Annotated in this window: 12 protein-coding genes; 9 read left to right on the top strand and 3 right to left on the bottom strand. The window is 36.3% G+C overall.

The genetic code is table 11. The features are described from left to right. Nucleotide 1 precedes the first annotated feature (1 nt). The 4 genes from J2Z82_RS01250 to J2Z82_RS01235 all read left to right on the top strand — a co-directional run bounded on the left by J2Z82_RS01250 (nucleotide 2) and on the right by J2Z82_RS01235 (nucleotide 4910). On the top strand, nucleotides 2–2968 hold the full coding sequence (locus J2Z82_RS01250; protein ID WP_209478975.1) for an ATP-binding protein: 2967 nt from the start codon (nucleotides 2–4) through the stop codon (nucleotides 2966–2968). 84 nt (nucleotides 2969–3052) lie between these two features. Next, on the top strand, nucleotides 3053–3604 hold the full coding sequence (locus tag J2Z82_RS01245) for a GbsR/MarR family transcriptional regulator (RefSeq protein ID WP_209478974.1): 552 nt from the start codon (nucleotides 3053–3055) through the stop codon (nucleotides 3602–3604). A gap of 90 nt (nucleotides 3605–3694) precedes the next feature. After that, nucleotides 3695–4642: a 3'-5' exoribonuclease YhaM gene (yhaM, locus tag J2Z82_RS01240; protein WP_209478973.1), complete on the top strand. Its 948-nt coding sequence runs from the start codon at nucleotides 3695–3697 to the stop codon at nucleotides 4640–4642. Nucleotides 4643–4712: 70 nt separating this feature from the next. Then, a complete protein-coding gene (locus J2Z82_RS01235; protein WP_092493593.1) occupies nucleotides 4713–4910 on the top strand; it encodes a sporulation YhaL family protein in 198 nt (65 codons plus the stop codon). Nucleotides 4911–4953: 43 nt separating this feature from the next. Here J2Z82_RS01235 and J2Z82_RS01230 read toward each other — a convergent pair whose 3' ends face one another. Further along, the gene (locus J2Z82_RS01230) at nucleotides 4954–5841 is read right to left on the bottom strand and encodes a peptidylprolyl isomerase (RefSeq protein ID WP_209478972.1); all 888 of its coding nucleotides are present in this window, start codon (nucleotides 5839–5841) and stop codon (nucleotides 4954–4956) included. Nucleotides 5842–6584: 743 nt separating this feature from the next. After that, on the bottom strand, nucleotides 6585–7130 hold the full coding sequence (locus J2Z82_RS01225) for a DUF3267 domain-containing protein (RefSeq protein ID WP_209478971.1): 546 nt from the start codon (nucleotides 7128–7130) through the stop codon (nucleotides 6585–6587). Between the two features lie 186 nt (nucleotides 7131–7316). Between J2Z82_RS01225 and J2Z82_RS01220 the strand changes: the two genes are divergently transcribed. Beyond that, on the top strand, nucleotides 7317–7658 hold the full coding sequence (locus J2Z82_RS01220) for a DUF1878 family protein (RefSeq protein ID WP_245250982.1): 342 nt from the start codon (nucleotides 7317–7319) through the stop codon (nucleotides 7656–7658). 10 nt (nucleotides 7659–7668) lie between these two features. Here J2Z82_RS01220 and J2Z82_RS01215 read toward each other — a convergent pair whose 3' ends face one another. Continuing rightward, nucleotides 7669–8142, bottom strand: a complete 474-nt coding sequence (locus tag J2Z82_RS01215; RefSeq protein ID WP_209478969.1) for a GbsR/MarR family transcriptional regulator — start codon at nucleotides 8140–8142, stop codon at nucleotides 7669–7671. 354 nt (nucleotides 8143–8496) lie between these two features. Here J2Z82_RS01215 and J2Z82_RS01210 point away from each other — a divergent pair, with 354 nt between their 5' ends. From J2Z82_RS01210 to J2Z82_RS01195, 4 genes are all read left to right on the top strand, one after another. Continuing rightward, nucleotides 8497–9696 (top strand): quaternary amine ABC transporter ATP-binding protein, encoded by a 1200-nt coding sequence (locus tag J2Z82_RS01210; RefSeq protein WP_209478968.1) that lies wholly within the window; start codon nucleotides 8497–8499, stop codon nucleotides 9694–9696. Then, nucleotides 9689–10543 (top strand): ABC transporter permease, encoded by an 855-nt coding sequence (locus J2Z82_RS01205; RefSeq protein ID WP_209478967.1) that lies wholly within the window; start codon nucleotides 9689–9691, stop codon nucleotides 10541–10543. Before J2Z82_RS01210 ends, J2Z82_RS01205 begins: the two co-directional genes overlap by 8 nt. Nucleotides 10544–10610: 67 nt before the next feature. Beyond that, nucleotides 10611–11519 (top strand): glycine betaine ABC transporter substrate-binding protein, encoded by a 909-nt coding sequence (locus J2Z82_RS01200; RefSeq protein ID WP_209478966.1) that lies wholly within the window; start codon nucleotides 10611–10613, stop codon nucleotides 11517–11519. A gap of 65 nt (nucleotides 11520–11584) precedes the next feature. After that, a complete protein-coding gene (locus J2Z82_RS01195; RefSeq protein ID WP_209478965.1) occupies nucleotides 11585–12535 on the top strand; it encodes a glycine betaine ABC transporter substrate-binding protein in 951 nt (316 codons plus the stop codon). Nucleotides 12536–12540 lie beyond the last annotated feature (5 nt).

Here is a 12540-nt window from a genome sequence, read left to right as displayed (position 1 = left end):
CTTGCAAATAAGAAATGCAACCATTTATGGTTTTGGGAAATGGGTTGATGACACAATTGACTTTTCAGCTGGGTCATTTGTATGTGTATATGGAGAGAATGAATCGGGGAAATCTACTTTACAGCATTTTATATTATTTATGCTATTTGGATTACCTCCAAAAAAACGGGCATATTTTCAACCCAAAACAAGTGGGAAAATGGGTGGAAGACTAACGATATTCGACGCTGATTATGGTGAATTTACGATTGAACGGATTGATGGAATACAGAACGGGTCAGCTACATGTTACACAGCAGATGGTCAATCCCATGGAGAGGATTGGCTGCAGGAACGGTTGAACGGTATGACACAGGCAACATACCAATCCATTTTTTCCTTTTCTGCTGCTGATTTAATGAATATAAGAAATATGAAGGAAGATGAACTTGGTGAGGTATTGCTTGGAGTTGGGTTGACTGGTTCTAAAAATATTTATGCAATCGAAAAGCAACTCGACAATAAAATTGGTGAACTGTTTAAACCTTTCGGAAAGAAACCTGAAATTAATCAGCAGCTGGAAACGCTGGATGACTTGTTTACCTCATTACAAAGCTACCAGGAGACAGAATCCGCCTATCGGGATAAAAAAGCAAACGTATTAGCTATTTCTGATGCAATCGAAAGGTATCAAGATCAACTGGAAAAGGCGAAGAAGGATCTCCTTTTTACTGAAAAGAAACAGCAAGCCCTTCCAATTATTAAAGCGTACCAACGTGAGAAGGAACAACTCGCCACTTTTCCTGCTGATATGATATTCCCTGAAAATGGAGTTGAACGATTTAATACACTAAAGGAAAAATTACTGCCTTTAAAAAGTGAATTATCCGTACTACAGGATAATCAAGTTAAATATAAAGAAAAGAAGGATACGCTCCATTCTAGTTTGTATGATGAAGTCGTATATGAAGATGCAGAAGCAATTATTCAGCAAAAACAGCATTACCTAGAGAATAAAAGAGAGCAAGACAAGCAAGATAAGTCAATAAAGAAAATGGATATACAAATTGAGACAGAATTAGATCAATTAAATATTGGACTTACACATGAGGATCTAACTGCAATAAACCTCCCATTTCATATTGAAAAATCGTGGAATCAGCTTAAGAATGATTTGGATCAGGTAATGCTAACAGAGGAACATATACAACAGGAGTACAGGCAATTAAAGAAAAATCGTGATTATTTAATCAGCCAGCAGTTTGAGCTCACTGATTCACTTCTTAAAGAGAACTACATTAGTGAGTTATCGAAACGAATCAATGATTATCAACATCAGGAATATCTAAAGAAAGCAAGAGAGGAGAACATTGAACAACAAAAAAACTGGAAGAAAGTTAAGGAGAAAAAAGAAAGTCGCGCAAAACTATCGTTGATTGGAAGTGCTGTTGCTGCATTCATCTTAAGTATTTTTGCGATCGTTCAGGGGCAACCAGCATTATTTGGCGTGTCAGCCCTAATTCTTGCTAGCGGGATTATACAACAGGTAGTCAGTCGGAAGTCCATGCGTGATATGGAAGGTATGTTGCAGAATAAAAAAGTAGTTTCCGATCAAGTAACTGCTGAAGAAAGCTCTGAGGCAGAACAATTACTTGAAGCAAATGATCAAAAGAAAAACGATCTAGCCTCCTTAAAGGATAGATTAAGGTCAATCGATATTGAGTTATTACAGTGGGAAGAAAAGAAAAATGCCTTACAGCAAAAGAAAGATCGTTTAAATAAGATGGTAATCTCTCAGCATGAGCAATATCCGTTTCTTAAGCAAATTGAGACAATGTATTGGCCAGAGTTTTTTCATACATTGAAACAGTTAATTAACTTTGATCGGGAAAGAAATCAATTAAGAAGCCAACTTAATGCCTTAGAGAAAGAAATAACCGATTTTCATGAGCATCTGACTGCGTTTTACCAGGAAAGGAATTGGGAAACGGGTAATACAGTTGAAGAAAAACTTGAAAAAATAGAGGACTTATTGACTGAATATCAAAGCGTAATTGGATTATTAGAACAATATGAAACGTGGATTGCTGATAATGTCGACCAACAACGAGTGACGAAACAACAAATGCACGTATATGAACAGGAAATAGCAGATTTAATTTCTTTTGCCAACACAAAAACAGAAGATGACTTTCTAAAAAAAGCAAAGCAATTTGAACAAAAGCAGAAACATGATACTGAAATGAAACAGCTTAAAGAACAGATTGCACGGATTCTGCAAAATAAAGAAGAGTTTAAAGCGTTGCTGGAACAAGAAGGGACTCAGGAAAGTGAGTTGGTAGTATACCAGGAACAAGTAACATCACAGATAGAAAAGCTCGAAAAAGAAATAGATCAGATGCGACAGGAACGAGCAGATATAGATGCCGACCTTTCAAATATGGAGTCCTCTGAGACGCACTCAGAAGTATTGCATCGATTTAATATGGAGCAGGAGCAACTCGAAAAATTAGCAGAAGAATGGTCAGTTTATAAAACCGCTAAGGAAATGTTAGTTGAAACAAAAGGTAATTATCGCGACAAATATATGGGGGTAGTAATTGAAAAGACAACAGCTTATTTTAGAGCACTGACAGCAAATAAATATATACACATCTATGCTCCAACAACCAACATTCCATTTCAGGTAGAATCCACTGATGGTATACGCTATCAGGCCCAAGAATTATCACAAGGGACAGTTGATCAACTGTATGTTTCTCTGCGATTGGGAATAAGTGATGTTATGAGTGAAAAACATCGTTTACCTTTCATAATTGATGATGCTTTTGTCCACTTTGACTTGAATCGTACGAAGCGGATAATACGAATGCTGTCTGATTTTTCCAGAAACCAGCAAATTATTCTGTTTACTTGCAAGAAAGACGTCGCGGAATTCGCTGGCAATACAAACGTGGTTAACCTGAGAAATTCTGTTAGCATAAATTAGTCATTAATGATAAACTATTTTCAGATAACTGAGTCAGAATTTGACATCATTTAAGGACGAATATTGCAGTTGGAGGGAAATGCATTGCCTAATGAAAACACGCCAAACGACATAGAAAAATATGAAGAAACAATCGAAAAGTTTATTCAGGTAATTGCTAGAAACATGAATCTATATGGAATTACTTCCTCTGTAGGACGGTTATATGGTGTTTTATATTTTTCAAATCAGCCAATGACATTGGATGATATGCGAGATGCATTAGAAATGAGTAAAACCAGTATGTCCACAGGCGTTCGTGCTTTATCTGATATGAAAATGGTTGAATCTACATTTAAAAAAGGAATACGAAAAGATTTATACCAATCTGAAGAAGACTGGTACAAGTCGTTTACGTCGTTATTCGGAAATCGTTGGCGTCAGCATACGGAAACAAATATTGAAGAGGCGGACGAGGCAATTGCAGAGCTAAATGAGATTTTACAAGAAACTGCTGATAACGATTTAAAGCGGAAGATCCATCAGGATATTGACAGGCTTCGATATGCACAAAATTATTATGAGTGGCTCATGCAAGTTATTCAATTGATCGAATCAGGAAAGATTTTTGAATATATTCCAAAAAATGATAAATAAAAAACACCGAGATGAGATGGACATAAAAATGGCGTGACACCTTGTTATGCCCTTTGTCGGTCTCTTTTCAGTCTACGGGGGAGGATGATTATGAAGAACGGAATAGGAAATTTTAGTATAGGTGATTCGTTTGAAAATTTTATTTTAATAAAAGAATCCTCACGTGGAGTTACAAGTAACGGTAAACCGTTTCTTACATTAATTTTACGTGATGCAACAGGTGAGATAGAAGCAAAACTTTGGGATACCAACAAAGAAGATGAGGAAATTTTTGTACCAGAACAGATTGTTAAACTTACTGGAGAAATTAATCAGTTTCGAGGGAAGGCACAATTAAAAATTACTTCTATTCGGCCGGCACAATCAACTGATGGTGTACAAGTTTCTGACTTTGTGGCTAAGGCTCCAGTTGAAAAAGAAGTTTTAATGGAAAAACTAACGGAAACTATTTTTGAAATGAAAAATCCATCTATGCAGCGAATCGTTCGTGCTTTTATTAAAAAGTATCAGGAGGCACTATTAACGTATCCTGCTGCAAGCAAGAATCATCATGAATATGTTTCTGGTTTAGCACACCATATTGTAAGCATGCTTGCGTTAGCAAAAGAGCTTCATAAACTATATCCGGAGTTAAACAAAGATTTACTATACGCAGGCATCATACTACATGACCTTGGTAAACTTAAAGAATTATCTGGTGTAGTTACGACTTCATATACTATAGAAGGTAAATTGCTAGGTCATATACCTATGATGGTTGAGGAAATAGGACATATATCTAAGGAACTGGAAATTGAAGGGGAAGAAGTCCTGATATTACAGCATCTGGTATTATCACATCACGGAAAAGCAGAGTGGGGAAGCCCTAAACCTCCGTTAGTCCGGGAAGCAGAGCTACTACATTTAATCGATTTGATAGATGCAAAAATGAATATGCTAAATCGTTCGCTGGATAAAGTTAAACCTGGGGAATTCACAGAGCGAATGTTTGCAATGGATAATAGAGCATTCTATAAACCACTTTTCGAAGAGAACTAAGGAGTAAGTCATTTTTTTGCTGATTTGTTCATATACATCTGATAGATTGATGGACAAGGAGGGCTAAATCGTGATAGTTGGAGTACCTTGGTGGGTTTTTATGCTGATTATTTTTATTTTTCTTAGTGGTTATATGGCTTTTAGAGCAATGCGTGCTGAAAAGCAACTGGAACACCAATTTATTGAACGTGAAGGCAAAATCTATATGGATCGCTTGGAAGAGGAACGCAAACATAAACAAGATAGGGAGCAGCATGTATCCCAATAAAAAATCGGCTAGTCCATACAATGATGGATTAGCCGATTTTGTTTTATCCTTGAGGATTACTTGGTTGAGAATTAAGGATATCTTCTAATCCTTCTACTTTAATATCAACTTCAGCATCTTCAATTAATTTATTAATTTTCTCTCTTGCTTTTTGTGGATCCATACGTTGATTCAAGATACTACGACGAATGTCCTGTTTATTATCTTCGAATGACCCGATATCTTCTTCTTTTTCACGCTTGTCCGTCACTTTAATAATATGGAATCCATGCTCTGTTTGGACTGGGTCACTAACTTCACCAACCTCCATATTGTAGGCGGCATCTTCAAATGCAGGTACCATTTTACCAGATGAGAAGTATCCAAGTTTTCCACCATCTTCTGCATTGGAAGTATCTGTTGAATATTCCTTAGCCAACTTGGCAAAATCTCCTCCATCAGATAACTTCTGCTTCACTTCTTTTGCCGTCTTTTCATCTTCTACTAAAATATGCTGTGCCTGTACTTCTGTTTTCATACGCTCATATTGTTTTTTAAGATCTTCTTCTTTAATCTCAATATCTTCAGCTACAGCTGCTTCCTGTAGGAGACTAATACGTAACATCTTACGGAACGCCTCTTCATCTTTGAAACCTTGTTGCTGTATTGCTTGTTGAAACTGATCACCTAATTGGTCCTTTACACTTTTAAGCTCTTTATCTACTTCTTCTTCGGAAACATCATATTTATCATTTAGTACTTCGACAGTTACTAGTTGCTGCAGTACACTAGCACCATTAGTATCCTTTAATTCCTGATAAAATTCTTCTTTTGTAACGTTCCCAGCTTTTGTTTCTGCAACAACTTCTGAATTGTCACTTTCATCAGAATTACAGGCCGTCAAGCCTAAAATAGTAGCTGAAAGTGTGACAGCGATTGCTAGTTTTTTCATGTGTGAACACTCCTAATCATTTTGTTTCAATAAATTTTACAACTATTGCATTAATATAACACTTTTATTGCAAAAAAAATAGGTAGTAATTATTTATATCTCAGGTTATTACATTTAACACTTTTACGTAAGAAGTTATTAGCAATATGAGAACCATGATATTAATGACTCGGAACACTGTGGATTGCTTTTTTTCTTTCATCTCCATTTTCATGCAGAATTGATGTGTTAGAGAATTAAAAACTAATAATATAAACACTGCATAAACAGGAAAAAGAATACTCATATAAAAAACCCCCTTAAGAAGCATACAACATAATTCATACTTAACTGTATCAAAATATGAACATGATGAACAGTATTAAATCGTTTATTTCTATGAACAAAAGCGCAAGCGCCTGTTCAGCGCCGTATGGACTGTGCCCGCGCATCGCGGGTAGGTCGACGTTGCCGCGCAAAGCGGCGGTCTTAGTCGATCTTCCTTTTCCCTGAGATAAAGGATACACGAAGAGCGTAAGTGATTCGATGTTGACTTATCGTAGACACGGGGAGGGAAGTCCACTAGGCGCTAGGCGCTGGCCGGTGAGAACGCCACGTCCTGTGGCGTCACCGGTACTAGTACGTCCTGTACGTCGGAGCTGGACGTGGCTGATTCGGAAGTCCGATTATCCATAGCACTTAAATTTTATAGTACGCTAGATAATTAAAAAGGACCTGACTCTTTATGTCAGATCCTCTACAAATTAATTTTGTTGTTTCACTAAAATTGCAAATTCATCATTGCTATTCTCGACATAGGATCGTTTAGGTGCTTTTGAGATATTGATTAAATATAAAAAGTCTGTAAAAGTCATTGCTATATGGATCGATGTGAATAAGAGAAAGTATACATAATAATCGACGAACATATAGGTTGCCATTCCAGCTGGTATCGTAATGAACAATGTTGGTGCAATTGCGACTAGTAAAGAAACTTTTTTTGTCAATGGTTTTTTTGTATAATAATTAATAATAGGAAAGAATAAGTTTTTTCGTTTATAAGTTAATCTTACTCGTTTATACATCATAATTAATGGTAAGATATGCATAAACGAATGAACTGTTGGTAAAAAGAGCAATGCTATAATTAATGGAATAATCCCAAATTCGTTTAAATTTACTGTACCGTGTATAATTGAAAATGGTACATAAAGAAATACGAATGATACTAGGCCAATCAAAAATGATAGAAGATATAACCTATTTATTCCATAGTCTTTATTAAAATTAATGGTTTTCCAGCAATTCATTTTTGATCCCTCCAGTAAAATAGCTCGCTAAAATCATGACCAATCCTTCAAGCATAATAGTACGTTTCACCATAAAAAGCAATAGTTTTTTTGTAAAAAAAATAGCCTTTTTTTATAACCCTTATCATGACTGATGTGCCAAGGGATAAAAGAGTTAAAATAAATTATTTTGGGAGGTCATTTTTATTGGAACATTTAGATCAAAATGAAGCAACGGCCTTTCATCTTTGTTTATTAGCAAAAGTTATTAATATTGAGCAGTTTCCTTTTATTAAGTTGCTTATCCAAAAAGATATTTCACGAATGGAATTTGATGAGACAATGGAGCTTTTGAAAATGTTGGATAGTCAATTCGAGGAACAAAAAGAAGAAGGTTTTTTGAATTTTACTAGTTTACTTGTTCACTTCGCTGGTATGCTTAGTGAAAAGCTGTATCCAAATGAAACAATTTATGCTTTAAAAAAAGAAGGATACTATCCTTCTTTAATGAATGAATTTATACGGATTATAGAAGAAAATGAAAAATAGCGTTTAAAGATTAACTTTGATTTATGTTTCGAAACGTTGATTCTACCTGTTTGTGAAAATTTATAATCTTTAGGAGCTTTTCGTATGTATCGGGTTCTTGCTCAGTCCCATGTTGCTCAAGTTTTTCAATTAGTTCTTCCAATGAATCTTTCTGATGGTTAACCGCATCGAACCATTTATTTACGTAAAAACTCATGAAATTTTTAAAAAGCTCAGTATTGGCTTCATATAAATCCTTTCGTACTCCTTTCTTCCATACACGGGTTACAAGGTTTAAATCAGACAAACTTCGGATACTAGTACTCATAGAGGTTTTACTTTTACCTAATCCGTCACTCATTTCATCTAATGTCATTGGTTTTTCTGCTAAGTACATATAAGCAAATAGTCTTGATTCCAATGGAGTTAAACCAAACATTTCGATTGTTTTAGCGAATTCTATTAATATTCTATTTGTTAATTTTTCTGTCGATGGTTCAATCATAAAATCCTCCTTGCACACTGCTACATAAAGGTTACACTAAAGTTAATTTTATTTAAAATTAGTGATAGGATAGTAAATAGGAGGAAATGGGAGTAATTTTAAGAATGAGGACGCAAAACTTTATACAGAATAAACTGTACGAAAAATATATACAAAATTAATGGTACTTAATGTTTGAAATATAGCTGTAATATATATATAGTGTTACAAGTGAGTGATGCTGTTCGGATCTAAAAATTTTAGAAATCAGTTTCATAAAATACATGTGTGTGGAAAACCTAAGAAAAAAGTAGTAATACAAATTTCCTGGTTCACAGTGGGAAAAGTATCATTTGAAAGAGAGAGGTGAATATTGTGCCTGTAATTGATGTTAAAGGCTTATCAAAAGTGTTTGGAAGAAACCCTAAACAAGCTTTAAAGCTTTTGGATGAAGGGGTGTCTAAAGACGAGATTTTAAAGAAAACCGGTAATACAGTTGGGGTTAATCGCGCTACGTTTTCTGTAGAAGAGGGCGAAATATTTGTTATTATGGGTTTATCTGGTAGTGGAAAGTCAACCTTAGTTAGATTAGTTAACCGATTAATTGAGCCTACTGAAGGTAGTGTTCTAATCGATGGTGATGATTTGGCAACAATGGATATGAAGTCACTTCGCAAAATTCGAAGAGAAAAGTTAAGTATGGTTTTCCAACGTTTTGCATTGTTTCCTCATAAAACAATTTTGGAGAATGCAGAATTTGGGTTGGAAATTCAAAATGTTCCTACAGAGGAAAGAAAGAAAAAGGCACAGGATGCATTAGAAATGGTCGGACTAGGTGGGTATATCCATCAGACTCCAGGTCAGTTATCCGGTGGTATGCAACAGCGTGTCGGTTTGGCGCGTGCACTTGCTAACGATCCTGAAGTTCTGCTAATGGATGAAGCTTTTTCAGCTTTAGATCCACTTATTCGTAAAGAAATGCAGGATGAACTTATTGATCTGCAGGAAAGTATGAAGAAAACAATTTTATTTATCACACATGACTTAGATGAAGCATTAAGATTAGGTGACCGTATTGCATTAATGAAAGATGGTTCCATTGTTCAAATTGGAACGCCAGAAGAAATTCTGGTTAATCCAGCAAATGACTATGTAGAAAAGTTTGTTGAAGATGTTGATCGTTCTAAAGTATTGACGGCACAACATATTATGAAACGTCCAGAAACCATAAACATAGAAAAGCATGGTCCGCGTGTAGCATTAGAACGTATGCGTGAAGAAGGCCTCTCAAGTATCTTAGTGGTTGATGGCAAACGTAATCTTAAAGGTTATGTAACAGCTGATGATGCGTCTGAAGCAAGAAAGAGTGAAGTTCGTGATATTAAAGAGATATTACGCACTGATATTGAAAAAGTGGATAAAGAAACTTCAATGAATGAGATATTTAATGTTATTCATGATTCACCAGTTCCTGTTGCAGTCGTTGAAAACGATAAACTTGTTGGAATTGTTGTCCGTGGAGCTGTTATAGCTGCACTTGCTGGAGATGGCGAGGTGAATATAGGAGATGCTTAATAACATATTAGAATTTGTACCGAAGATAAAAATAGCAGAAGCAACAGAAAAGTTTACTGATCTGATTACAGATACATTTGCATTTCTGTTTGATCCAATTAAAGAGCATTTTGGCGAATTTATGGAGTGGTCTGCAGATACTTTAATCCTTATTCCGCCTGTAATTATTATTTTAGTTGTCGCCATAATTGCATTCTTTATATCAGGTAAAAAACTCGGTTTGGCAGCATTCAGTGTTGTAGGGTTATGGCTGATTTATAATCAGGGATTCTGGGAGCATCTGATGAATACATTTACATTGGTTTTAATATCAAGTATTTTATCAGTAATTATTGGTGTTCCTTTTGGCATCTTAATGTCTAAGAGTAAAGCTGCGGAAGCGATTATTACACCAATACTCGACTTCATGCAAACAATGCCAGCATTTGTTTACTTGATACCAGCAGTTGCGTTTTTCGGTATAGGAATGGTGCCAGGTATATTTGCATCATTAATATTTGCAACACCACCGACAGTACGTTTCACGAATTTAGGTATTCGTCAGGTTTCCAAAGAATTGGTGGAGGCGTCTGATGCATTCGGTAGTACCGGGGCACAGAAGTTATTTAAAGTAGAATTACCAATGGCAAAGGCAACCATTATGGCTGGTATTAACCAGACAGTTATGTTAGCTTTATCAATGGTAGTAATTGCATCTATGATTGGTGCACCTGGACTTGGAAGAGAAGTTCTATCGGCACTGCAACGTGCACAAGTTGGAACAGGATTTGTAGCAGGTATTGGTATAGTAATACTTGCAATTATTATTGATCGATTCACACAAACAGTGAATTCGAAGAGTGATTAAGTTGGTACCTTTTCTTACGAAGAGTTTCCATATATATAAATAATAGAAAAAGGGGAGTTTTATAGTTATGTTAAAATTTAACTGGAAACGTCTAGGCATTGCTGCCGGACTTTCATTATCATTAGTAGCTGCAGGTTGTGGCTCTGATGGAGAAACAACAGACGACGGAGGATCCGATGATGGTTCAGCTAAAGTCGGTGAAGGTAAAGAAATTGAATTAGCTTATGTAGAATGGGACACTGAAGTTGCATCTACAAATGTTGTAGGAAAAGTGTTAGAAGACCTTGGTTATGATGTTGAATTAACACCACTTGATAACTCAGTAATGTGGGAAGCTGTTGCAAATGGAGAAGCAGACGCTATGGTTGCTGCATGGTTGCCAGGAACACATGCTACACAGTATGAAGAGTATTCAGACCAACTTGAAGAGCTAGGTGTTAACCTAGAAGGCGCGAAAATTGGTGCAGTTGTACCAGAATACATGGATGTTAACTCACTTGCAGATCTTGACGCACAAGCTGACCAAACAATCACAGGTATTGAGCCTGGAGCTGGTGTTGTAGCTGCAACAGAAGACGCTGTAGAGACATATGAAAATCTAGATGGATGGGAAGTTCAGACATCCTCAAGTGGTGCAATGGCAACCGCTCTAGGTGAAGCAATCGATAATGAAGAAGAAATTATTGTTACTGGCTGGTCTCCACACTGGAAATTCCAAAAATATGACTTAAAATATTTAGAAGATCCAGAAGGTGTATATGGTGATGCTGAAACAATCGAAACAATGGCTCGTAAAGGACTTAAAGAAGATCTACCAAACGCATATAAAGTACTAGATGCCTTTAAGTGGGATTCTGCTGATATTGAAAGTGTAATGCTGTCAGTTCAGAATGGTACCCCTGTTGAAGAAGCAGCCGCAACATGGGTTGAAGAAAATCAAGATAAAGTAGATGAATGGACTTCAGAAGTAGAATAAAACAAATGTAAAGGCTGATACTAAAATGTATCAGCCTTTAATATAACCAAGGAGAGTGTTATCAAGTGATCAAAAACTACCATAGATGGACAAAATTCACTTTTATTTTAGGTCTACTAGCAATACTTATTGCGGCGGGTTGTGGATCCGGAGGCAATGAGGACAATTCAGGCAATAATGAAGAGAATACAGGTAGTGAGGGCGAAACCAATTATGGTGAAGCAGTAGAGCATACTATTACCGGTATCGAGCCGGGAGCAGGGATATCAGTAACAACAGAGAAAGCCATTGAAGAATATGATTCGTTGAGTGGATGGGAAGTAAACTTATCTTCCACTGCGGCAATGGCGTCAGAACTGGATAAAGCAATTAAAGACGAAGAGCCAATCATTATTACTGGCTGGAACCCCCATTGGACATTTGCCAAATACCCTGATATGAAGTATTTGGATGACCCCAAAGGTATTTATGGGCAGGAAGAAGTAATCAAAACGATTGTCAGACAAGGTTTGAAAGAGGAAAAGCCAAATGCTTATAAATTGGTTGACCAATTTAAGTGGGATGTAAAAGATATGGAGAGCATTATGTATGAATCCCAAGAAACTGGTGACGACATTGAAACAGTAGCCAATCGCTGGGTAGAAGATAATCAGGATAAGATTAGCGAATGGACAAAGGGTGTAGAAGAGGTTGATGGAGAGTCGTTTGAACTTGTATCAACACCTTGGGATTCCGAACGTTCTTCAGCGTTTGTGGTGAAAGCTGTAATGGAGAAATTAGGTTATGATGTCACGGTTACACCAGTAGATGTTGCAGTTGTATTTGAATCAATTGCAAATGGTGATGGTGATGCATCACTTGCTGCTTGGATGCCAGTAACACATAAAGATTTTTATGATAAGTATTCTGATCAGTTTGAAGATCTTGGTGCAAATCTTGAAGGCGCAAAAATTGGTCTAGTTGTACCATCATATATGGATATAGAGTCAATAGAAGATCTGGAACCAGCAGAATAGAAAAA

It is taken from the genome of Virgibacillus litoralis, from assembly GCF_017873675.1.
GTDB classification, from domain to species: Bacteria; Bacillota; Bacilli; order Bacillales; family Amphibacillaceae; genus Lentibacillus; species Lentibacillus litoralis.
Note: the sequence above shows the minus strand (reverse complement) of the source record. Positions and strands in the feature narration are given on the sequence as shown.

What these genes read in the sequence shown, in the direction of transcription:
- yhaM (WP_209478973.1), top strand. Translation starts at nt 3,695, where the DNA reads ATGAAGAACGGAATAGGAAATTTTAGTATAGGTGATTCGTTTGAAAAT.
- J2Z82_RS01230 (WP_209478972.1), bottom strand. Translation starts at nt 5,841, where the DNA reads ATGAAAAAACTAGCAATCGCTGTCACACTTTCAGCTACTATTTTAGGC.
- J2Z82_RS01225 (WP_209478971.1), bottom strand. Translation starts at nt 7,130, where the DNA reads ATGAATTGCTGGAAAACCATTAATTTTAATAAAGACTATGGAATAAAT.
- J2Z82_RS01215 (WP_209478969.1), bottom strand. Translation starts at nt 8,142, where the DNA reads ATGATTGAACCATCGACAGAAAAATTAACAAATAGAATATTAATAGAA.
- J2Z82_RS01205 (WP_209478967.1), top strand. Translation starts at nt 9,689, where the DNA reads ATGCTTAATAACATATTAGAATTTGTACCGAAGATAAAAATAGCAGAA.
- J2Z82_RS01200 (WP_209478966.1), top strand. Translation starts at nt 10,611, where the DNA reads ATGTTAAAATTTAACTGGAAACGTCTAGGCATTGCTGCCGGACTTTCA.